This window comes from Nonomuraea sp. NPDC048882 (assembly GCF_040649755.1).
In the GTDB taxonomy this organism is placed as follows: Bacteria; Actinomycetota; Actinomycetes; order Streptosporangiales; family Streptosporangiaceae; genus Nonomuraea; species Nonomuraea maheshkhaliensis.
Map to the genome: position 1 here is coordinate 231391 of NZ_JBEZGB010000005.1, position 21494 is coordinate 252884.

The 21494-nt window shown below is 70.8% G+C and carries 22 protein-coding genes and 1 pseudogene; 7 read left to right on the forward strand and 16 right to left on the reverse strand.

What is annotated here, in order from left to right; genetic code table 11:
* Positions 1-11: 11 nt before the first annotated feature.
* Together AB0C27_RS19735 and AB0C27_RS19740 are read left to right on the forward strand one after the other, a co-directional pair.
* Complete coding sequence (locus AB0C27_RS19735; RefSeq protein ID WP_357845880.1) at positions 12-1151, forward strand: histidine kinase; 1140 nt, start codon at positions 12-14, stop codon at positions 1149-1151.
* A 10-nt stretch (positions 1152-1161) separates the two neighbouring features.
* A complete protein-coding gene (locus AB0C27_RS19740; RefSeq protein WP_357845882.1) occupies positions 1162-1809 on the forward strand; it encodes a response regulator transcription factor in 648 nt (215 codons plus the stop codon).
* Positions 1810-2077: 268 nt separating this feature from the next.
* Here the strand turns inward: AB0C27_RS19740 and AB0C27_RS19745 are convergent, their stop codons facing one another.
* From AB0C27_RS19745 to AB0C27_RS19765, 5 genes and pseudogenes are all read right to left on the reverse strand, one after another.
* Positions 2078-3079, reverse strand: a complete 1002-nt coding sequence (locus AB0C27_RS19745; protein ID WP_357845884.1) for an ABC transporter ATP-binding protein — start codon at positions 3077-3079, stop codon at positions 2078-2080.
* A 236-nt stretch (positions 3080-3315) separates the two neighbouring features.
* A pseudogene (locus AB0C27_RS19750) lies at positions 3316-4290 on the reverse strand (ABC transporter ATP-binding protein); the annotation flags it as partial.
* Entirely contained in the window at positions 4287-5168 is an 882-nt protein-coding gene (locus tag AB0C27_RS19755; protein ID WP_357845886.1) for an ABC transporter permease, read from the reverse strand. The pseudogene AB0C27_RS19750 and the gene AB0C27_RS19755, both read right to left, overlap by 4 nt.
* Positions 5165-6223, reverse strand: coding sequence for an ABC transporter permease (locus AB0C27_RS19760; protein WP_357845888.1), 1059 nt, complete (start codon positions 6221-6223; stop codon positions 5165-5167). The genes AB0C27_RS19755 and AB0C27_RS19760 overlap by 4 nt, the downstream gene beginning before the upstream one ends.
* The gene (locus AB0C27_RS19765) at positions 6220-8034 is read right to left on the reverse strand and encodes an ABC transporter substrate-binding protein (RefSeq protein WP_357845890.1); all 1815 of its coding nucleotides are present in this window, start codon (positions 8032-8034) and stop codon (positions 6220-6222) included. The genes AB0C27_RS19760 and AB0C27_RS19765 overlap by 4 nt, the downstream gene beginning before the upstream one ends.
* A gap of 147 nt (positions 8035-8181) precedes the next feature.
* Here AB0C27_RS19765 and AB0C27_RS19770 point away from each other — a divergent pair, with 147 nt between their 5' ends.
* Positions 8182-8547, forward strand: a complete 366-nt coding sequence (locus AB0C27_RS19770; RefSeq protein WP_357845892.1) for a DUF2809 domain-containing protein — start codon at positions 8182-8184, stop codon at positions 8545-8547.
* A gap of 35 nt (positions 8548-8582) precedes the next feature.
* Here the strand turns inward: AB0C27_RS19770 and AB0C27_RS19775 are convergent, their stop codons facing one another.
* On the reverse strand, positions 8583-9422 hold the full coding sequence (locus AB0C27_RS19775; RefSeq protein WP_357845894.1) for a helix-turn-helix transcriptional regulator: 840 nt from the start codon (positions 9420-9422) through the stop codon (positions 8583-8585).
* Between the two features lie 102 nt (positions 9423-9524).
* Between AB0C27_RS19775 and AB0C27_RS19780 the strand changes: the two genes are divergently transcribed.
* Positions 9525-10232 carry an SDR family NAD(P)-dependent oxidoreductase gene (locus AB0C27_RS19780; RefSeq protein WP_357845896.1) on the forward strand — a complete coding sequence of 236 codons (708 nt, stop codon included), beginning with the start codon at positions 9525-9527 and terminating at the stop codon, positions 10230-10232.
* A gap of 70 nt (positions 10233-10302) precedes the next feature.
* On the opposite strand, the gene AB0C27_RS19785 is transcribed toward AB0C27_RS19780, so the two are convergent.
* Positions 10303-10566, reverse strand: coding sequence for a copper ion binding protein (locus AB0C27_RS19785; protein ID WP_357845898.1), 264 nt, complete (start codon positions 10564-10566; stop codon positions 10303-10305).
* Positions 10567-10660: 94 nt separating this feature from the next.
* Between AB0C27_RS19785 and AB0C27_RS19790 the strand changes: the two genes are divergently transcribed.
* Entirely contained in the window at positions 10661-11206 is a 546-nt protein-coding gene (locus AB0C27_RS19790; protein WP_357845900.1) for a type 1 glutamine amidotransferase domain-containing protein, read from the forward strand.
* Positions 11207-11348: 142 nt separating this feature from the next.
* Complete coding sequence (locus AB0C27_RS19795; RefSeq protein ID WP_357845902.1) at positions 11349-12878, forward strand: amino acid permease; 1530 nt, start codon at positions 11349-11351, stop codon at positions 12876-12878.
* Between the two features lie 50 nt (positions 12879-12928).
* Here the strand turns inward: AB0C27_RS19795 and AB0C27_RS19800 are convergent, their stop codons facing one another.
* The 5 genes from AB0C27_RS19800 to AB0C27_RS19820 all read right to left on the reverse strand — a co-directional run bounded on the left by AB0C27_RS19800 (position 12929) and on the right by AB0C27_RS19820 (position 17090).
* Positions 12929-14488, reverse strand: coding sequence for an alpha/beta fold hydrolase (locus tag AB0C27_RS19800; protein ID WP_357845904.1), 1560 nt, complete (start codon positions 14486-14488; stop codon positions 12929-12931).
* 218 nt (positions 14489-14706) lie between these two features.
* On the reverse strand, positions 14707-15342 hold the full coding sequence (gene lipB, locus AB0C27_RS19805; protein ID WP_357845906.1) for a lipoyl(octanoyl) transferase LipB: 636 nt from the start codon (positions 15340-15342) through the stop codon (positions 14707-14709).
* A 76-nt stretch (positions 15343-15418) separates the two neighbouring features.
* Positions 15419-15610: a PspC domain-containing protein gene (locus AB0C27_RS19810; protein ID WP_106243857.1), complete on the reverse strand. Its 192-nt coding sequence runs from the start codon at positions 15608-15610 to the stop codon at positions 15419-15421.
* A 62-nt stretch (positions 15611-15672) separates the two neighbouring features.
* Positions 15673-16179: an HAD domain-containing protein gene (locus AB0C27_RS19815; RefSeq protein WP_357845908.1), complete on the reverse strand. Its 507-nt coding sequence runs from the start codon at positions 16177-16179 to the stop codon at positions 15673-15675.
* A complete protein-coding gene (locus tag AB0C27_RS19820) occupies positions 16176-17090 on the reverse strand; it encodes an AraC family transcriptional regulator (protein WP_357845910.1) in 915 nt (304 codons plus the stop codon). The genes AB0C27_RS19815 and AB0C27_RS19820 overlap by 4 nt, the downstream gene beginning before the upstream one ends.
* Positions 17091-17165: 75 nt before the next feature.
* On the opposite strand from AB0C27_RS19820, the gene AB0C27_RS19825 reads away from it, so the two are divergent.
* Entirely contained in the window at positions 17166-17975 is an 810-nt protein-coding gene (locus AB0C27_RS19825; protein ID WP_357845912.1) for an NAD(P)H-binding protein, read from the forward strand.
* Between the two features lie 58 nt (positions 17976-18033).
* Here AB0C27_RS19825 and AB0C27_RS19830 read toward each other — a convergent pair whose 3' ends face one another.
* The 4 genes from AB0C27_RS19830 to AB0C27_RS19845 are packed head-to-tail and all read right to left on the reverse strand — an operon-like array spanning position 18034 to position 21493.
* Entirely contained in the window at positions 18034-18798 is a 765-nt protein-coding gene (locus AB0C27_RS19830) for an ATP-binding cassette domain-containing protein (RefSeq protein ID WP_357845914.1), read from the reverse strand.
* Entirely contained in the window at positions 18799-19740 is a 942-nt protein-coding gene (locus AB0C27_RS19835) for an ABC transporter ATP-binding protein (protein ID WP_357845916.1), read from the reverse strand.
* Entirely contained in the window at positions 19740-20582 is an 843-nt protein-coding gene (locus AB0C27_RS19840; RefSeq protein ID WP_357845918.1) for an ABC transporter permease, read from the reverse strand. The genes AB0C27_RS19835 and AB0C27_RS19840 overlap by 1 nt, the downstream gene beginning before the upstream one ends.
* A complete protein-coding gene (locus tag AB0C27_RS19845; protein ID WP_357845920.1) occupies positions 20579-21493 on the reverse strand; it encodes an ABC transporter permease in 915 nt (304 codons plus the stop codon). Before AB0C27_RS19845 ends, AB0C27_RS19840 begins: the two co-directional genes overlap by 4 nt.
* Position 21494: the final 1 nt, after the last annotated feature.

Consider the following 21494-nt stretch of genomic DNA (forward strand, 5'->3'; position numbering starts at 1 on the left):
ACCCTGTGACCATGCGGTTCGTTCTGCTCGGCGCCGGAGTCTTCGCGGCCTCGCTCCTCACCCTGCACGGGCAGGTCGGGGTGCCGTCGAGCCTGCCGCTCCCGGTGCTCGTCGCGGTCGCGGCCGTCGCGGGCGTGACCGCCTGGCACGCCCGGCGCTCCTGGTGGCCGCTGGCCGCCGTGGGCGCCGTGACGTACGGCTGGCTCGTGATGTGGCCGCCGCTGATGGTGGCCTCCTTCCACGCCGGCCGCACGCTGAGCAGACGCGGCCTGCTCGCCTACGGCGGCGGCTGCGTGGCGGTGTGCGGCGTCTCGGCGCTGGCCGGCGGGTGGCTCGGCGGCCTGCGGGAGATGATGACCGCGACCCTGGGCAATGCCCTGCTCACGGCGCTGGCCGTGATGGGCCTGCCGCTGGTCGCGGGCCTGTGGGCGCGGGCCAGGCACGAGGTGCTGGAGGCCGCCAAGGAGCGGGCGGAACGGCTCGAACGCGAGCAGGTCATGCGGGCCGAGCAGGCCAGGACACAGGAGCGGGCCAGGATCGCCAGGGAGATGCACGACGTGGTGGCCCACCGGGTGTCGCTGATCGTGCTGCACGCCGGGGCCCTGGAGGTGCGCACGTCCGACGAGGAGACCGCGCGGGCCGCCGCCCTGATCGGCGGGATCGGCAGGGAGGCCCTGACCAACCTGCGCGACGTGCTCGGCGTGCTGCGCTCACCCCGGCAGGAGGCGCTCGACGCCGACGTACGCCCGCCGCCCACGCTCGGCGACCTCGACCAGTTGCTCGACCAGTCCCGCGCCCTGGGCATCACGGTGACCAGGCACGACGAGGGCGAGCCGCGACCGGTGGAGGCGACCGTGGAGCGGACGGCGTACCGGGTGATCCAGGAAGCCCTCACCAACGTGCACAAACACGCCGGAAACGCCGGCACCGACGTCCTGATCCGCTACGGCACGGGGCAGTTGGAGGTCGAGGTACGCAACCAGGCGCCGCACGCGCCCAGAGAAGACGTGCCCGGCGCGGGCTGGGGCCTGGTGGGGCTGCGCGAACGGGTCGAACTGCTCGGCGGCACCCTGCGCACCAGCGCGGACGACGACGGCGGCGGCTTCCTGGTGAGCGCCAGACTCCCGGCCGGGGGAACGAGCTCACGGTGAGAGGGTGCGGGTGATCAGGGTTCTGCTCGTGGATGACGAGGAGCTGGTGCGGTCCGGGTTGCGGCTGATTCTGGAGGCGTCGGGAGACATCGCGATCGCCGGTGAGGCGCGCGACGGGGCCGAGGCCGTCTCGGCGGTGCGGCGGCTGCGGCCCGAGGTGGTGCTGATGGACGTACGCATGCCGGTCATGGACGGCATGACCGCCGCAAGGCATCTTCTCTCGGAGTCCCAGCCGCCCAAGCTGATCATGCTGACCACGTTCGACCTGGACGAATACGTGCATGAGGCGCTGCGGCTGGGTGCGGTCGGGTTCCTGCTCAAGGACACGCCGCCCAGAGAGCTGGCCTCCGCCGTCCGGACGGTGGCCGGGGGCCAGGCCATGCTCTCCCCGTCGGTCACCAAGCGGCTGATCTCCTCCTACGCCGACCGCGCCCCCTCCCGGGCGCAGGCTGCCCGCAAGCAGCTCGCCGGGCTCACCGGGCGCGAGGAGGACGTGATCAGGGCCCTGGCCCGTGGCCTGTCCAACGCCGAGATCGGCCGCGAGCTACGCCTGACGGAGGCCACGGTGAAGGCCCACGTCAGCCGGGTGCTGGCCAAGCTGGGCCTGGCCAACCGGGTCCAGGCCGCCATCCTGGTCCACGACGCCGACCTCGCCTGAAACCGCACCACCACACCATCCCGGGGGTGGACGAGCGGATCGTCTCCCTGCGGGTGGGGAGGTGGGCAAGGGAGCCAACCGCCTGCCGCCCCGGGCCGGGCACAGGTGTCGTCTCCCTGCCGGAGCGGACAGGGGCGTCCCCTCGCGCGGTTACCGGGGACGGGCGGGAGCGTCGTTCGTTCGCCGGCCCGAGTCAGGCAAGGATGTCGTCCGGCCGCCGGCCTGAGCCGGGCAGGTCGTGTCCTCACCAGCCCGGAGGCGGGGCGGATCAGGTGGCGTTGGCGTAGTAGCAGGCTGCTTGGGCGTCGGGGATGCTGGGGAGGATGGGCAGGGGTTCGGTGCGGCAGCGGGCGTCCACCCCGGCCTCGGCCGCCTTGCCGGAGGCGAGGACCTGGCAGCGGGCGTGGAAGCGGCAGCCGCCGGGGATCCTGGTCGGATCCGGTGGCTCGCCGGTCAGCACGACCCGCTCGGGCGACTCGGGCAGCACCGACATCAGAGCCTGCGTGTACGGGTGCCGTGGCGCGGTCAGCACCTGCTCCACCGGCCCCGACTCGACGATCCTGCCCAGGTACATCACGGCCACGCGGTCGGCGATGTTCCAGGCCAGGCCCAGGTCATGGGTGACGACCAGTGCCGAGAGGCCCAGGTCGGCGCGGAGTTTGAGCAGCAGGGCCAGGATCTCGCCGCGTACGGAGGCGTCCAGCGAGGCCACGGGCTCGTCGGCGATGAGCACCTTCGGGTTCAGGGCCAGCGCTCCGGCGATCACCACGCGCTGGCGCTGCCCGCCGGACAGCTCGTGCGGGTAACGCAGGAAGAAGCGGTCGGGCGGTCGCAGCCCGGCCCTGGACAGGGCGGTGGTCACGACGTCCTGCTCGTCCGGCAGGCCGTGGATGCGCGCGCCCTCGGCGACGGCCTCGTACACCGTGTGCCGGGGGTTGAGCGAGCCGGTCGGGTCCTGGAGGACGAGCTGCACCTGCCTGCGGTACGCCTTGAGCGCCTTGGAGCTGTAGTCCAGGACGTCTCCGTCGTAGCGGACCTCGCCGGAGGTTGGGCGTTCGAGGCCGAGCAGCGTGCGGGCGAGCGTGGTCTTGCCGCAGCCGGACTCGCCGACGAGGGCGACGATCTCGCCCGCGCCGATGGCGAGGTTCACGCCGTCCACGGCACGGGCCCGCCGGCCTCGGGAGGAGAACTCGACATGCAGGTCGCGGGCCTCCAGCAGGGTCGGGCGCGTGGTCGCGACCGCCTCGTCGGCGGTCTGCGTCTCGGTCATGAGACCTCCTTCTTCGCCCTGATGTCTTCCTCGTCTTCCTTGTCCTGATCGTCGTTCGCAGGAGTCTGGTCGTCGTTCGCAGGAGTCGGGTCGTCGTTCGAAGCAGCCTGGTCAACGTTCGAAGGAGCCGGCGTGTCCGAGGTGCTGCCCCCTCCTGTGTCAGGGGTATCGTCCGGTCCGATGTCCACGGTGCCGGTCTCGGCGGTCGTCCCAGCACCCGACGTACCCGCCGGTCGGACATGCACGCACGCCGCCGCACGCCCCGCCCCCGCCGGCCACAGCTGGACGTCCAGGGTCGAGCATTCGTCCAGGGCCACCGGGCAGCGCGGGTGGAACGAGCACCCCCCAGGCAGCTGCATCGGGTCGGGCGGATCGCCCCCGAGCCCCTTGGGCGCCATCCGCGAGACCGGGTCGCCCACGGTCGGGAACGCCGCCGCCAGCGCCCGGCTGTAGGGATGTGCGGCCTTGTGGAAGACCTCGGCCGACGGGCCGTGCTCGACGACCCGACCGGCGTACATGACCGCGAGCCGGTCGCAGACGTCGGCCAGCACCGACAGGTCGTGCGAGATCATGATCAGGGAGATGCCGTGCTCGGCGATGAGGTCCTTGATCAGGCTGAGCACCTGGGCCTGCACCATCACGTCGAGCGCGGTGGTCGGTTCGTCGGCGATGATCAGGCGCGGCGAGCAGGCCAGGGCCATCGCGATCATGACGCGCTGCCGCTGCCCGCCGGACAGCTCGTGCGGGTAGCTGCGCGCCCGCCAGGCGGGCAGGCCGACCTGGTCGAGCAGTTCGGCCACGCGCTTGCGGGCGGCGTCGGGCCTGGCCAGGCCGTGGACGAGCAGCGGTTCGGCGATCTGGTCGCCGATCCTGCGGACGGGGTTGAGTCCGTGCTGGGCGCCCTGGAAGACGATGGACGCCTCGGCCCACCGTACGGCGCGCATGCGGCCCCACTTCATGGCGAGCACGTCCTCGCCGTTGAGCAGGATCCGGCCGCCGACCCGCGCGTCCCGGGGCAGGAGCCGGAGCAGCGCCATGGCCAGCGTCGATTTGCCGGATCCCGACTCACCGGCGACTCCGAGTGCCGCTCCGGAGTCGAGGGTCAGCGACACTCCGCGTACGGCGGGCACTTCGCCCGAGGCGATGCGGTAGGTCACTGACAGGTCGTCGAGTTCGAGCAGGCTCGCGGTCGTTTCGCTTCGCTCGGTCACGCGGCCCTCCTGAGCCTGGGGTTCAGGACCGCCTCCAGCGCCCGCCCGACCAGGGTGAACGCCATGACGACGGCGAGGATGGCCAGGCCGGGGATGAGGATGTACCACCACGCGCCCTGCGTGGCCGCACCGAAGTCGTACGAGGCCCGCAGCATGGTGCCCCACGAGGTGCGGTTGGAGCTGGCGCCGAGGAAGGCGAGGGTGGACTCGGTCACGATGGCGCTGGCCACCTCCAGCGTGGTGCTGGCCAGCAGCAGCGGCGCCACGTTGGGCAGCACGTGGCGGGTGGTGATGTGCCAGTGGCCGCCGCCGAGCGCCTTGGAGCGCTCGATGTACGGCCTGGCCTCCACGGCGAGCGTCTGGGCCCTGATCAGGCGGGCGGTGGACGGCCAGGTGGTGATGCCGATGGCCATGATGATCGTCCAGGTGCTGCCGCCCAGGATGGCGGCCAGTACGAGGGCGGTGACCAGCGAAGGGAGCACGAGGAACCAGTCGGTGACCCGCATCAGGGCGGCGCCCGCCCAGCCGCGGAAGTGTCCGGCGGCCACGCCGAGCACCAGGCCGATCACGATGCTGAGCAGCGCGGCCAGGAAGCCGATGAGCAGGGAGGTGCGCGAGCCCCACCACACCATGAGCAGGATGGAGCGGCCCGACTCGTCGGTGCCGAACGGCTCACTGAGGCTCGGGGGCGCGAACTTCGGGCCGACGCTCTTGACCACGCTGGTCACCTCCTCGCCGATGAACAGCGGGGCGATCAGCGCGAGCAGCACGGCGGCGACGAGGATCACGAGGCCGGCCACTCCGGCGCGGTTGCGGCGGTATTCGGCCCAGAACCGGCTGAGCGCCAGTCTCCTGCGGGCCGCGGCGACACTGGTCACGCCGACCTCACCCTCGGGTCGAGAATGTGGTACGCCACGTCGGCCAGCGTGTTCATCACGATGACGGCCACCGTGATCAGCATGAACGTCCCTTGCATGAGCGTGAAGTCGGGCACACTGACCGCCTCGTAGAACAGCTGCCCGAGACCGGGCCAGGTGTAGATCGTCTCGACGGTGACCGCGCCGCCGACCACGAAGCCGATGCGCATGAACACGAGCGTCACCGTGGGCAGCAGGGCGTTCGGCACGGCGTGCCGGCGGCGAACGTCGTCGTCGCGCAGCCCCTTGGCGCGGGCCACGGTGACGTAGTCCTGGCTGATCTCCTCGACCAGCGAGGAGCGCATGACGAGCAGGTACTGGGCGTAGACCACGGCGACCAGCGTCAGGCACGGCAGCACCATGTGGGAGGCCACGTCGAGCACGTACGCGAACCCGTCGGGCGCGTCCACGCTCTCGATGCCGCGGAAGGGGAAGATGCCCGGGATGGGCCCGACGCCGACGCCGAAGACCATCATGAGCAGCAGGCCGAGCCAGAACGTGGGCACCGACCAGAGCAGCAGCGACGTGGCGCTGGAGAAGCGGTCGAAGCGGCTGCCGTGGCGCCAGCCGGCGCGGATGCCCTGCCAGATGCCGAGGCTGACGGCGATCACCAGGCCGGTGCCGGCCAGCAGCAGCGTCGGGCCGAGCCGCTCGCCGATCAGGTCGAGGACGGGCCGCTTGTACTCGTACGACGTGCCGAGGTCGAGCCTCAGCGTGTCGCCGACGAAGTCGAAGAACTGCTGGATCAGCGGCTGGTCGAGGCCGAGCCGGTGGCGTTCGAGGTCGAGCTGGGCCGGGGTCATGTTGCGGCCCTGGGCCAGGTTGCGCACGGGGTCGCCGGGCAGCAGCCGGAACACGAAGAACGTGCCGACGATCACCATGGCGATGCTGAACAGCGCCCCGCCGGCCTTGGCCAGCGCGTACCGCAGCGTGCCGCGCCAGGCGGGGCGCTCATCGCCGGCGCCCGCCGCCGCCTGGGCGGCGGCGGGCTCCGTCGTTTCGAGCGGTGTTGTCATTCGCGTTCGTCGGCGACGGCCTTGCGTCGCCTGGTCAGGAAGAACGCCGCCAGTCCGATGACCACCACGCCACCGACGACGCCGGCGATCAGCCCCGTGTTGGAGCCGCCCTCGGCGCCGGTGCTGCCGCCTCCCGTCGCCTTGGCGTCCACGGTGTAGAACGGCCAGTAGCCGCTGCCGCCGTAGAGCAGGCCCTTGTCCTCGGGGATCGGGGTGATGCTGGTGATCCTGTCCTTGCGGTAGCCCTCAAGGTCGTTCGGGTAGTAGATCGCGATGACCGGCGCCTGCGTGTAGAGGCGTTCCTGCATCTGCTTGAGCAGCTCGACCCGCTTGGGCCGGTCGAGCTCCTTGAGCTGGTCCTTGTAGAGCTGCTCGAAGGTGTCGTCGCAGAAGAACGACTCGGTGCCGCCGCCCTCACCGTTGGGGGCGGGCCTGCGGCTGCACAGGTGGGTGGCCATGACCTCCTCGGGGTCGGGGTTGACCGACCAGCCGCTGATCGCGATGTCGAAGTTGCCGGTGACGCCGGTCTCCTCGGTGAACTTGCTCGATTCGAGCTTCACCGTGGTGAGCGTGATGCCGATCTCCTTGAAGAAGGCCGTCAGGTACTCGGCCAGCTTGTCCTCGATCGGCGTCTCGGTGTGGATGGTGAAGCGGAACTCCAGCTTGCGGTCGCCGTCGGGCATCGTGCGGACGCCGTCGGCGCCCTTCTTGTAGCCGGCGTCGTCGAGGATCTTGTTGGCCTTGGCGGGGTCGTAGCTGACCTTCTCCTCGCCGCTGGCCTCCCAGAAGAACTCCTTGAACAGCGGCGGCACGATCGAGCCGTCGGCGGGCTTGGCCAGGCCGTTCTGCACCTCGTCGACCAGCTTCTGCTTGTCGATGGCGTAGTGCAGCGCCTGGCGGACCTTGACGTCCTTCAGCGCGGGGTGGCCGTCGCCGACGGGCTTGTCGTCGGTCGTGGTGGCGCCGTGGTTGACCTGAAGGTACGCCGCGCGGCGGCCCTGGGTGTTCCACGCCTCGATGTTGGCGTCGTTCTGGATGGCCTCGAACTCCTGCGGGGTCATCCGGCCGAGCAGGTCGATGTCACCCGTCTTGAGCCCGGCGACGGCGGCCTGCGGGTTGTCGTAGAAGATGACCTGCAGCTCGTCGATCTTGGGCTTGCCCCGCCAGTAGTTGGGGTTGGCCTGCAGCTTGACGTACTGGTCCTTCTTGTGCTCGACCGCGATGTACGGGCCGCTGCTGACCGACGGGTACTTCTCCGCGTCGTAGTTGGCCATGTCGGTGACCGACTCCCAGACATGCTTGGGCATGATCGGGACCGGGTTCTCCAGCATGCTGGCCTGCGGGGACTTGAGCTTGATCGTCAGGTCCTGGCCGCTGGCCGTGACGCTCTCGAAGTTCTCCACCGCCGGGCCGTTCGCGGTCTTCGCGGCCTCGTCGGTCATCATCTTGTTGAACGTCCAGGCGGCGTCGTCGGCCGTGACGGGCTTGCCGTCGGACCACTTGGCCGCGCGGATCTTGAACGTCCAGGTGAGCCCGTCCTCGGACGTGGTCCACGACTCGGCCAGGTCGGGGCTGGGCGCAAGCGTCTTGGAGTCGGGCACCGTGAGGTATCCGTACATCCAGCGGTGGATCGACGTGGAGACCAGGCGGACCGCGAGGAACGGGTTCATCGAGTCCATCGACTGTGTCGCGCCCACCCGCACGATCTTCTTCCCCGCCGCCGGGTCTTGGGCTAGGGCAGCCGTGGCGCCCTGACCGGCCACTAATAGCGCGACGCCCAGCGCAGCCAGGCGTGCGAACCATTTCCTCATAAGTGCCTCACCTTCAGGCGGGGGTTTCCTGTGTAGCAAAAGGCACACCATAGGGAGACCGCGTGTCAACGAGTGGCGGAAAATTGTTTCAGTCTCGTTTCTTTCGGCGGTGTAAATTTTCAGTGCGCTTGGCAGTACGTTGAGCTGGTGTCCCGCCCGCTACCCCGCCTGCTGACCGCCCTGATCATGGTGGCGATCGTGGCCTGCGGGCTCATCGTACGGGCAGTCTGGGACGGCCCGGCGCCCAAAATCGCGGGCGACGCGCTCTACACGGCGGCGATCTACGGGGTGGTGCTGCTCGCCCGGCCGGACGCGCGGCCCTGGGCCGCCGCGGCGGTGTCGGGCGGGCTGAGCTGGGCGATCGAGCTCGCCCAGCTCGGAGGGATCCCCGAGGTCCTGTGGCCGCTGCTGGGCAGCACGTTCTCCCCACCCGACCTGCTCTGGTACGCCGTGGGCGCGGCGATCTGCCTGATCGCCCACACGCTGTGGCTCAGGCGTGCTCCCGCCGGATAGCCGACCCCGGGCTCAGGTGCGCGCCATCCTGAGGCTCACCCGACGAGCGACTGCGTGCCGAGGACGGCGAGCAGCCGGAGGCGTTCGGCGTCGGCCGTGCCGGGCTCGGCCGTGTAGACCATGACGCGCAGGTCGTCGCCGAGCACGCTGAGCACGTCGCAGTCGAGCGTGATGGCCCCGACCTGCGGATGGTCGACGATCTTGCGGGAGGCGCGCAGCCACTCGACCACACCCGCGTCCCAGAGCTCGGCGAAGCGCTCGCTGTCGGCGCGCAGCCGCGCGATCAGCCGGCGCAACCGCTGGTCACGCGGATAGCGGCTGGCGGTCGCGCGCAGGTCGGCGACCAGCGCGGCTTCGAACGCGCGCCGCTCCTCAGGCGTGTACCGGACCCGGCCGCCGGAGCCGACCAGGTTGCGCCACACCCCGTTGCGTTCGATGCCGCGCCATTCGGACGGATCGCCCATGAGCGCCGCGTAGAGCGGGTTGGCCATGAGCAGCGTCCAGGCCGCGTCGTAGACCCCGACGGCGGCGCCGTCCAGCCGGTCCACCAGCCGCTGGACGCTCGGGGTGATGTAGGCGGGCACCGTCTCGGGCCCGGGGACCGCGAGGCCGGCCACCCGGAACAGGTAGGCCCGCTCCTCCGCCGACAGCCGCAGCGCCCGGGCCAGCGCCTCCACGATCTGCGGGGACGGGTTGTCGGCGCGGCCCTGTTCGAGGCGGGTGACGTAGTCGACGGAGACGCCGGCCAGCAGGGCCAGCTCCTCGCGGCGCAGCCCGGACGCGCGCCGCCGGCCGCCGGCGGGCAGCCCCACCGTCGCGGGCGAGACGCGGTCGCGCCAGCGCCGCACCGCCTGTCCGAACTCGCTCGCCGCCATGTCCCCAGTCAACACCCTTCCGGCGGATTCATCCTGGCACTGCCAGTCCCCGGAAAGCGGGACGCCTGGTTACCCACCCCTGCCGTGAGCAGGGTTGATGACATGACGACGACACTCATCACCGGAGCGAACAAGGGTCTCGGCTTCGAGACCGCCCGCCGGCTCATCGCCGCGGGCCACACCGTCTACGTCGGCAGCCGCGACGCGGGCCGAGGGCGTGAGGCCGCCGAGCGGCTGGGCGCGCGCCCGCTCCTCATCGACGTGACCGACGACGCCTCCGTCGCCGCCGCCGCGAAGGCCGTCGAGGCCGACGGCGGGCTCGACGTGCTGGTCAACAACGCCGGCGTCGAGGGGCGGCGGGCGGACAACAGCGTGATCGGCGCGGCCGACCTGACCGCCGCCGACATGCGCACGATCTTCGAGACGAACACCTTCGGCGTGGTACGCGTGACGCACGCCTTCCTGCCGCTGCTGCGGCGCTCCGCGGCCCCGGTCGTAGTGAACGTGAGCAGCGGCCTGGCCTCGCTGGCGGGCATCACGGCGGAGGGGACGCCGACGTACGCGTACCCGGGCGTGGCCTATCCGGCCTCCAAAGCGGCGGTCAACGTGCTGACCGTGCAATACGCGAAGGCGTTCCCCGAGATGCGGATCAACGCGGTCGAGCCCGGCTACACCGCCACGGACCTGAACGGCCGCACGGGTACGCAGACCGTGGAGGAGGGCGCGGAGATCATCGTCAGGATGGCCCAGGTAGGCCCCGACGGACCCACCGGGGGCTTCTTCACGCTCGCCGGCCCGCTCCCGTGGTGACGCAAGCCCCCTTGCGTGGTGACGCGGCCGGCCCGCATCCACACGGGCCGGCCGGTCAGGTGAGCGGCAGTTAGTGGCAGCCGCCTGAGCCGCAGCACGACCCGCCCGCCTGGGGCAGCAGCTCGACCGTGCCGCCCAGCTCGTAACCCGCCTCCTCCACGGCCGCGCCGATGAGCGCGGCGTCGACCGGCGCCGCGCTGGTCACCTTGACCGACCCGGACCCGAGATCCACCTCGACGCCGCTCACCCCGGCGACCTTGCCCACCTCCTGGGTCACAGCGTTCACACAGTGGCCACAGGTCATGCCCTCAACCTGGTATGTCGTGACAGTCATGAGCCCGACTATATACCCCCCAGGGGTAGAGGCGCATACATCACCCCGCCTCGGTTAGGAGAACGGCAAAGACCCGGTTCAAGGGAGAACGGACATGCTGGACGGCAAGACCATCGCGTTCCTGGTCGCCCCCGAGGGAGTCGAGCAGGTCGAGCTCACCGAACCCTGGAAAGCGGTCAAGCAGGCGGGCGGCACGCCCCGGCTCGTCTCCACCGCCCCCGGCCAGATCCAGGCGTTCAACCACCTGGACAAGGCCGGCACCTTCGCCGTGGACGACACGGTGGACGACGTGGACGCGGCCTCCTTCGACGGCCTCGTCCTGCCGGGAGGCGTGGCGAACCCCGACTTCCTGCGCATGAACGACGACGCCGTGCGCTTCGCCCGCGCCTTCTTCGACGCGGGCAAGCCCGTGGCCGCCATCTGCCACGCGCCGTGGACGCTGGTCGAGGCGGACGTCGTACGCGGCCGGACGATCACGTCCTGGCCCAGCCTGCGCACCGACCTGCGCAACGCCGGGGCGACCTGGGTGGACAAGGAGGTCGTGGTCTGCACGGACGGGCCGAACACGCTGGTGAGCAGCCGCAAGCCGGACGACCTCAAGGCGTTCTGCCAGGCCGTCACCGACCTCTTCGGCCAGTGACGTGAACGCGCGGGCCGGGCCTCGGGCCCGGCCTACGCGCGGGCCTGACGCGATCGAAAACCGGCTGTAACGCCTTGTTCCCTGGGCGGAAATGGTCTAGAGGTAGACCAAAAGGAGCGTCCCGCCCCCCAGGGAGACCTCAATGACCACCGAAGAGGATTCCAGGCGACTCGCCGAGCTCGGTTACAAGCAGGAGCTCGCCCGCACCTGGAGCGGTTTCTCGAACTTCGCCATCTCCTTCTCGATCATCTCGATCCTCGCCGGCTGCTTCACGACCTTCGGCCAAGCCTGGAACTACGGCGGCCCCATCGCCATCTCATGGGGCTGGCCGATCATCTCGCTGTTCATCCTGATCATCGGTTTCTGCATGTCGGAGCTGGTGTCGGCGTACCCGACGGCGGGCGGCATCTACTGGTGGGCCGCCAAGCTGGGCAAGCCGATCCACGGCTGGTTCACCGGCTGGCTCAACCTGATCGGCCTCATCGCCGTCACCGCGTCGGTCGACTACGGCTGCGCGACCTTTCTCAACATCACCCTCAACCGGTTGACCGGCGGCGCCTGGGAGGGCACGCTGCCGCAGGCGTTCCTGCTGTTCGTGATCGTGCTGGCGCTGCACGCTCTGATCAACATCTTCAGCCACCGGCTGATCTCGCTGCTGCAGAACGTCTCGGTCTGGTGGCACGTCGCCGGCGCCGCGATCGTGGTGGCCATCCTGATCTTCGCCCCGTCCGACCACCAGTCGGCGTCCTTCGTCTTCTTCGGCACCAACAACAACTCGGGCTTCGGCGACGGCTCCGACGGGCTGCCCTTCTGGATGTACGTGCTGCCGCTCGGCTTCCTGCTCACCCAGTACACGATCACCGGCTTCGACGCCTGCGCCCACGTGTCGGAGGAGACCCAGGGCGCGGCGACCAGCGCGGCGCGCGGCCTGTGGCAGTCGATCTTCTACTCGGCGATCGGCGGCTGGATCCTGCTGCTGTCGTTCCTGTTCGCCGCCACGAACGTGGACCAGTTGAACAAGGACGGCGGTTTCGTCGGCTCCATCTTCGAGAGCGCGCTGTCGTCCCCGCTGGCCACGGCGATCTTCGCCATCTCCACGATCGGCCAGTTCTTCTGCGGGATGAGCTGCGTGACGTCGATGTCGCGGATGACGTACGCGTTCTCGCGCGACGGCGCGGTGCCCGGCTGGCGGCTGTGGTCGAAGGTGGACCGCAACCGCACCCCGGTCAACGCGATCATCGCCGGCTGCGCCGCCGCCGCCCTGCTCACGCTGCCCGCGCTCTACGCCCCTCCCGGGCTGACCACGCCGGTCGCGTTCTACGCCGTCGTCTCGATCGCGGTCATCGGCCTGTACCTGGCCTTCCTCATCCCGATCTGGCTGCGGCTGCGCATGGGAGACGAGTTCAAACCCGGGCCGTGGACGCTGGGCAGGAAGTACAAGGCGCTGTGCTGGATCGCCTGCGTCGAGATCGTCATCGTGTCGATCTACTTCGTGATGCCGTTCTCCCCCGCCGGCGTGCCCGGCAGCCCGGACTTCACCTGGACGTCGGTCAACTACGCGCCCATCGCGGTGGGAATGGTGCTGATCGGGATCGCGCTGTGGTGGGCGCTGTCGGCCCGCCACTGGTTCACGGGTCCGCGCCGCACGGTCGACGAGCTCCCCGTCCCGTAAGAAAGGGGTACGGCGCGACCCCCCTGGCCGCGCCGTACCCGTCGAATGTGCTACTTCGTACCCGGAGCGGCCCAGGAGAGCCGGTCCGTCGGCCACGCAGGCCGCTGGGAGCGCTGCTTGAGCAGGCTCTCCTCAGGCGTGCCCACGGCGCAACGCGTGCCGTGCGGCGGCACCTTCAGCGAGATCAGGTACTCGTCGAAGATGTCCGTCTGGCACTTGTCCTTGCCGTAGATGCGGTGGCCCCAGCCCTCGTACGTGAGCAGCACCGCCTTGGACCCGAGCTGGCGGGCCGCGTTGGCCGACCAGATCCACGGCGTGGCCGGGTCGTGCAGCGAGTTCCCGAGCAGCAGCGGGGCCTCGCCGGTGTACCGGAGCTCGTGCGGCGGGTTGGTGGTCGGGTAGTTCATGCAGATCGGCAGGTCGTCGATCGGGTACGGGTGGTACCGCGTGTCCGGCGCGAGGGCGTTGGACACGCGCATGAGCGCGGCGTACTCGGTGTAGTTGCGCAGCCTGAGGTTGTAGTCCTGGCACAGGATCGTGGTCGGCAGCTCGGCCACGTCCCCCTCCACGGGCCCGCGGCCGGGCAGCGGGGGCACCCACTCCGGCTCGGCGCCGCCGTTCAGCCAGTTGATCACCTGGCTGAGCGTCTGCCAGTCGGGCCCCTCGTTGCCCAGCGCGGCGTTGTAGATGACCTGCAGCTCGGTCATCTTCGTGCCGGTGCTCGGGTAGACGAGCTCGCCGCGCTGTGCCTTCTCCCGCAGCGACTTCCAGATCGCGCGGATGTCCTGGCCGTGCAGCACACAGGTGGTGTCCTGCTCGCACCAGCCGACGAACTGGTCGAACGCGTCCTCGACGGCGATGGCCTCGGTGGACAGGAAGCCCGCGACGCCGAGGCTGTGGTCCATGTTGCTGTCGAGGCCGAGCGCCCGGACGCGGCCGGGGAACAGCTCGGCGTACATCTGGCCGATCAGGGTGCCGTACGAGATGCCGTAGTAGGTGAGCTTCTCCTCACCGAGGGCGGCCCGCAGCGCGTCCAGGTCGCGGGCGACGTCGGTGGAGTCGACGTGGTCGTACAGCGGTCCGGTACGGGCGCGGCAGTCGGCGTGCAGCTTCTTCGTGAACGTGTTCCAGGCGTCGAAGTCGGCCTGGCTCTTCATCACGGTGTGCGGCATCTGGTTGTAGACGGACGCCGAGCAGATCACCGGATGGCTGCGCCCGACACCCCGCGGGTCGAAGCCGACGATGTCGAAGCGCCGCTGCAGCTCCTCGGTGTAGGAGCCGGGAGCACCGTAGACGGCCTCGACCCCCGAGCCGCCGGGCCCGCCCGGGTTGATCACCAGCGAGCCGATCCTGGCGGCCGGGTCGGTCGCCTTGCGCCGCGCGACCGCGATGTCGACCTTCGCCCCCGTGGGCTTCGCCCAGTCGATCGGCACGCTCAGCGTGCCGCACTCGGCCTCGGGCTCCTCCGCGCACGGCGCCCAGGCGATGGTGTCGGCCGCGCCAGTGGTCGTACTCGTCGTCGTTTCGGTGTCCGCGTTCGCGGCCGAGCCGGGTAACACTGTGGCCAGCGCCAGAAAAGCGGCGGCGACCAGGGAAAATCTGCTTCGCACAAGGCTCCTGTCTTCGGTCGATCCCCCGTCGGGGCGTGCGATCGAAGCGGATCATCGCGTATTCACGGCCTTGACCGTGCGGGAAATGACAGATTTCCTCCGAAAGGATGACGCCACCGGTCAGGCGGCGTCATCCGCGAGGCGACCCCGTCGTCGCCTGTGGGGTGGCCCCGCCGTCGTCTGTGGGTGGCCCCGCCGTCGTCCGCGAGGTGCCCCCGTCAGGACGTCTCGAAGGCCGCCGCCACGGTCGCCCGTACGTCGTCCATGGAAGTGGCGCCCAGCTCGCGTTTGAGCGAGGTCATGTCCACGTCCGGCATCCCGCACGCGACCGCCCAGTCCCACGGCGTCAGGTCGCCGTCGACGTTGAGCGCGAACCCGTGGCTGGTGACGCCCCGGCTCTGCCGCATCCCGATGGACACGATCTTGCGCCCGGTCTCGGCCGTCCAGACCCCGGTCAGCAGCTCGGAGCCCGGCGGCGTGTCCCGGCGCTCGGCGGGCAGCCCCAGCTTGCCCAGCGCCTCCACCAGCCGCAACTCCACCTCGCGCACGTAGTCGACGATGCCCTCGTCCTCGCCCAGCTTGACGATGAGGTAGCCGACGAGCTGGCCTGGCCCGTGATAGGTGAGCTGGCCGCCGCGCCCGGTCTCCATGACGGGGATGCCGCGGGAGGGATCGGGCAGGTGAGCCATCGGGGTGCGGCGCCCGATCGTGTAGATGGACGGATGGCTGAGCAGCCAGAGCGTGTCAGCGCGCTCGTCCCGTTGGCGCTGCCCGACGAGGTCGGTCATGCGCTCCATCGCTTTGTCGTAGTCGACCAGCTCATCCTGGATGAGCGTCAGCGGCCTTGCCCTCATGGTTCGAGGATATGCCTGGCCTTTAATGAAGACGCACGCGGGACGGGCGGGGACTCGCGTCCCCGCCCATTCACGTTCAGGCCGCCCGGTAGCCCTTCGGCTCTTCCGGGACGAGGATCCACATGGCGACGTAGACCACCCACAGCGGTCCCGGGATGAGCGACAGCAGCAGCCAGAGGATCCGGACGAGGGTAGGGGGCAGGCCCATCTTGTCGGCCAGACCGCCGCAGACGCCGGCCAGGATCCTGTGCTCTCGTGAGCGGTACATGCTGTTCCTCCATGTGGTGTTGACCTACTGGGAGAACGGACGAGCGGGCCGTCAGACTCCCGTCAGGAACCCTGAGAAAACCCTGTAAGGGTCAGCCACTCATGTGCCATGCCCAGATGTCGGCTGGTCAGTCCCTGTTCCGGGTCCACGTGGACGAGCAGGAAGTCGGTCAGACCCTGACGCCCCCTGAGGTACTCCTCGTCCTCCGCCCACACCTGGTCGTCGAACCAGACGAACGGCCGCCGCCCCGCGTACGCCGCCACGTGCGGCGTCTTGAAGTTCTCCCCCCGCTCGCAGGGCACGTCGGGGTTCATGGTGATGACCGGCAGGGAGGGCAGGCCGATCCGGGGGGCGATCCAGTCGTTGGCGTGGTGCTCCCAGGTGGTGGCCCAGACCAGCTCGGCGCCGGTGGTCAGGGCCAGGTCGAGCAGGCGGCGGCCGTGGCGGGGGTTGAGGTGCACGGTGTAGACCTCGCCGGCGACCGTGCACCGGTAGCGGCGGAAGTCGGGGTTCGGCCGTCCCATCGGGTTGAGCACGCCGTCCACGTCGAGCAGCAGCAGCGGCTTCACCGGACGGCCCGGTGTTCCTGCGGGGTGATGCCGCGGACGCGTTTGAAGGCCGCGCTGAGCGCGAACGGGCTGCCGTAGCCGACCTTCCTGGCCACGGAGCCGATCGTGGCGTCGGGCTCGCGCAGCAGGTCGGCGGCCAGCGCGAGGCGCCAGTCGGTGAGGAAGGCCATCGGCGGCTCGCCGACCAGCTCGGTGAAGCGCCGGGCCAGCGAGGCCCTGGACACGCCCACCTCGGTGGCCAGCGCGGCCACCGTCCACGGGTGGGCGGGGTTGTTGTGCAGCAGGCGCATGGCCTTGCCGACGACGGGGTCGCTCATCGCGCGATACCAGGCGGGGGCCTCGTTCGTGGCGAAGTGGGCTCGCAGCACCGCGATGAGCAGCAGGTCGAGCAGCCGGTCGAGGACCGCCTCCTGGCCCGGCTCGTCCTTGACGATCTCGGCGCCGAGCAGAGAGATCAGCGGGCCGCCCGGCTGCACGATCAGCTGGGGCAGCGCCTCCAGCAGCCGCCGGGTGACCTCGCCCTCCATGGTGTAGGTGCCGGTCAGCAGCACGGTGGGGCCCTCCGGGTCGTTGCCCCACGTCCGCACACCGAGGTCCATGCTTTCGTAGAGGGACTCGCCGTCGAGGGTGGTGCACCGCTGGCCCGGGTCGATGATGATCTGCGGCTTGGTGCCGGGGGCGTCGGCCATCGTGTACGGCTGCGGCCCCCGCGCGATGGCCACCTGTCCGGGCTCCAGGTGCACGGGGTCGCCCCCGTCGAACATGATCCACGAATGGCCGCGGACCTGCGCCACCAGCGACAGCGGCGCCTCGTCCTGGATGCGCAGCCCCCAGGGCGGGGAGAGGATCGTCCGGAGCAGGAAGGCGCCGCGCGCTCTCGGGCCGTCCAGGAGCGCCGCGAGCTGGTCCATGGGGTAGACGATCGCATATGGGATTGCGCTTCTCAACCATGGAGCGTCTTATCGGTATCGGGACTTACTAGAGGCATGACGATTCTCGTTCTCGGCGGCACCGGCAAGACCGGCCGCCGCATCGCCGACCGGCTCAGCGCGCGCGGCCTGCCCGTACGGCTGGGCTCGCGCTCCGCCTCCCCCGCCTTCGACTGGCAGGACCGCTCGACCTGGCGGGACGCCCTCGACGGCGTGACGGCCGTCTACCTGTCCTACTATCCCGACCTGGCCTTTCCCGGCGCGTACGACGACGTCAAGGCGTTCACGGAGCTGGCCGTGAGCTCGGGCGTGCGGCGGCTGGTCCTGCTCTCCGGGCGGGGCGAGCCGGAGGCGCAGGCCAGCGAGCGGACCATGGCCGAGTCGGGCGCGGAATGGACGGTGCTGCGCTGCTCCTGGTTTATGCAGAACTTCAGCGAGGACTTCCTCCTCGGCTCGGTCCTCGACGGCGTGATCGCGCTGCCCGCCGCCGACGTGCCCGAGCCGTTCGTGGACGTGGAGGACATCGTGGACGTCGCGGTGGCGGCGTTCACCGAGGAGGGCCACGCGGGCAAACTGTACGAGCTGACCGGGCCGCGGCTGCTGACGTTCGCCGACGTGGCGGCCGAGCTCTCCCGGGCCACCGGCAGGACGATCGTGTTCCTCCGGGTCACGCCCGACGAGTACATGACCTCGGCCGTCCAGCACGGCGTGACCCTCGACGAGGCGCAGGGCCTGGCCCACCTGTTCACCGACATCCTGGACGGCCGCAACGCGACCGTCTCCGACGGCGTGCGCCAGGCCCTGGGTCGCCCGGCCAGGGACTTCGCCGACTTCGCGCGGGCCAACGCACAGGTCTGGAAGCGCTGAAGCCCCGGGACTCCCCGCAGGTGCGGAAGCCTCAGGACCGCTGAAGGTCAGGCGAAGGTCAGGAGCGCACCACCGCCGCCGGGTCCCAGCCGGGCCTGGGCACGGAGTCCAGCAGCAGCCGCGTGTACGGGTGCTCAGGCTCGGCCAGCACCCGCTCCACCGGCCCCCGCTCGACCACGACCCCCCGGTGCAGCACCAGCGTCTCCTCGCACAGGTGCCGCACCACGGCCAGGTCGTGGCTGACGAACAGCAGCGCGACCCCCGACTCCCGGCGCACGCGGGCCAGCAGTTCCAGGATCTGCGCCTGGATCGACACGTCGAGCGCGGCCACCGCCTCGTCCAGCACCAGCACCGACGGCTCCACCGCCAGCGCCCTGGCGATGGCCAGGCGCTGCCGCTGGCCGCCGCTGAGCCGGTGGGGGCGCGCCCCCGCCTCCCTGGCGCCGAGCCCCACCTGCTCAAGCAGCTCGGCGGCCCGCGCTTCGGGCCTGCCGTGCAGCCTGAGCGCCGTGTGCAGGCACTCCTCGGCCGTCAGCCGGGGGTCGAGCGAGAGGTACGGGTCCTGGAAGACCATCTGGATCTCCCTGGCCCTGCGCAGCCTGGCGGCCCGGCCGCGTTCTCTCGTGCCCCGCTCACGCCCGGCCACGGCGATCGTGCCCGAGTCGGGGGCGACCAGGCCGACGAGCATGCGGGCGATCGTGGTCTTGCCCGACCCCGATTCGCCGACCAGCCCGAGCGAGCCGCCCGCGGCCAGGTCGAACGTGACGTCGTCGGCCGCCACCGTGGCGCCGAAGGACTTGCGCAGTTCGCGTACGGACAACATCTAGACCTCCACCAGGCGGCAGGCGGCGGAGCCGCCGGAGACGGCCACGGGCGCCGGCGGCCGTTCCTCGCAGGCACTCGTGACCTCGGGGCAGCGGGGCGCGAACGGGCAGCCCGTGAAGGCGTCGTCCAGCGAGGGCGGCCGTCCGGGGATGGGCCGGATCGGCCGCGGGTCGCCCAGCTCGGGCGTGCAGGCCAGCAGGCCGGCGGTGTAGGGGTGGCGGGGGTCGGCGAACAGCTCCTTGGCCGGCCGCGACTCCACCACCGTGCCCGCGTAGAGCACGTGGACGCGGTCGCAGAAGGCCGCGGCCAGGTGCAGGTCATGGGTGATGAACAGCATGCCGAGCTCCCGTTCGGCCTGCACCCTGCGCAGCAGCGCGAGCGTCTCGGCCTGCGTGGTGACGTCGAGCGCACTCGTCGCCTCGTCGGCCAGCAGCAGCGCGGGGCCGGCGGCCAGCGCGGCGGCGATCACCACCCGCTGGAGCATGCCGCCGGACAGCTCGTGCGGATACTGCCGCAACCGCGCCTCGGGATCGGGCATCCCCACCGCGTCCAGCAGCTCCAGCGCTCGCGCCCGTGCCTCGGCCTTGGGCCGGCCCAGCGTGTGGACCATGCGCTCGGTCATGAAGTCGCCGATCCTGCGGACGGGGTTGAGCGACGAGCGCGGGTCCTGGTAGACCATCGACACCTTCGAGGCGCGCAGGTCCCGCAAGGCGGCCTGGCCCATCGTCAGCACGTCCTCGCCCTCGACCGCGACCCGCCCGTAGACGCGGGCGCCTTCGGGCAGCAGGCGCAGCACCGAGCGGGCGATCGTGGACTTGCCCGAGCCTGACTCGCCGACCAGCCCCACGATCTCGCCCTTGCCGACGGACAGCGACACCTCGCGCAGGATCGGCCGCCGCCCGCCCGCCTCTATCGTCAGCCCTTCCACGGAGAGCAGCATCACGTCCCCCTCACGCCCATGCGGTCGGCCAGCCGCACGCCGATCACGTTGAACGACACGACCACCAGGGCGATGGCCGCGCCCGGCACCAGCACCGGCAGGAACGCCCCCTGCACGATGGCCGGCTGTCCCTCCTTGACCATGAGCCCCCAGTCGGAGGACGGCGGCTGCGCGCCGAACCCGAGGAAGCTCAGCGTGGCCAGGCTCATCAGCCCCTCGCCGAACAGCACGACGAGGTAGCCGACGAGCGAGCGCGCCATGTTGGGCACCAGGTGCCGCACGCAGATGGTGAACCCGCCCATGCCCTGCACCCGGTAGGCGTCGATGTACGGTTTGCCGCACTCGCCCAGGGCCACGCTGCGGGTGTACTTGGCGATCGTCGGCGTGTACGCCAGCCCGAGCGCCACCACGGCCGTGGTCATCCCGTTGCCGAACACGGCCACGATCAGCACCACGAACAGCAGCCCCGGGAAGGCGTACATGACGTCGGTCAGCCGGGACACGACGGCGTCCACCCAGCCCCGGTGCCAGGCGGCCAGCGTGCCGAGCGCGACGCCCAGCACCGAGGCGATGGCCAGCAGGATCAGCGGGCCGATCAGGGAGGTACGGGCGCCGTACAGGACCCTGGAGAGCAGGTCGCGGCCGGACTGGTCGGCGCCGAGCGGATGTCCCGGCGACATGGGCGCCAGCGTGGCGGCGAAGTCGACCGCCTCGGGCGCGTAGGGGGAGACCAGCGGCGCCAGCACCGCCGCCGCGACGACGAGGCCGAGGAACGCCGTGGCCAGCAGGTGGCCGAGCGGCCGCGCGGGCTTCGGGGAGAGCGTGGCGACCAGCGTGGTCATGCCCGGCTCCTCACTCTGGGATCGATCAGGGGGTGCAGCAGCTCGACCGCGGTGGTCACGGCGATGTACGCGGTCACCATGAGCAGCAGCACCGCCTGCGTGACGGGGAAGTCGTGGGTGTTGATCGCGTTCACCAGCAGCGAGCCGATCCCGTTGAGCCCGAAGGCGGTCTCCACCGTCACCGTCCCGGTCAGCATCCCGGCCGTGACCAGCCCGCACATCGTCACGATCGGCCCCAGCGCGCCGCGGAAGACGTGCCGCACGACGATCAGCCGCTCGGACAGCCCGCCGGCGCGGGCCACGCTCACGTGGTCGAGCTCGCGCTGCTCGATCATGGACTGCCTGGTGACGCGGCTGATGATGGCCAGCGCGCCGAGCGCCAGCGTGACGGCGGGCAGCGTCAGGTGCCACAGCGAGCCGCCGCCCATGACGGGGAACCAGCCGAGCTGCACCCCGAACAGCGAGATCAGCACCGTCGCGGTGACGAACGCCGGCACGGAGGTGGCGAACGTCGTGCCCGCCACCACCGCCGAGTCCGTACGCCCGCCGCGCACCGCGGCCAGCACCCCCAGCGCGATCCCGAACACCACGAACAGCACCGAGGCGTAGGCGACCAGCCCGAGCGTGCTCGGCAGCCGGGCCGCCATCAGGTCGGCGACCTGGTCGTGGTACTGCGTGGAGCGGCCGAGGTCGCCGGTCAGCGCGTCGCCGAGCCAGCGGCCGTACTGCACCAGGAACGGATCGTCCAGGTGGTACTGAGCCCGGATCGCGGCCAGGTATTCGGGGGTCAGGTTCTCCTTGCCGCCCGCCAGGAACGTGACCGGGTCGCCGGGGGCCGCGTACGACGCCGCGAAGATCACGAACGAGGTGGCGAGCAGCGTGGCGACCAGCCCGGCCAGCTTGCGGACCACC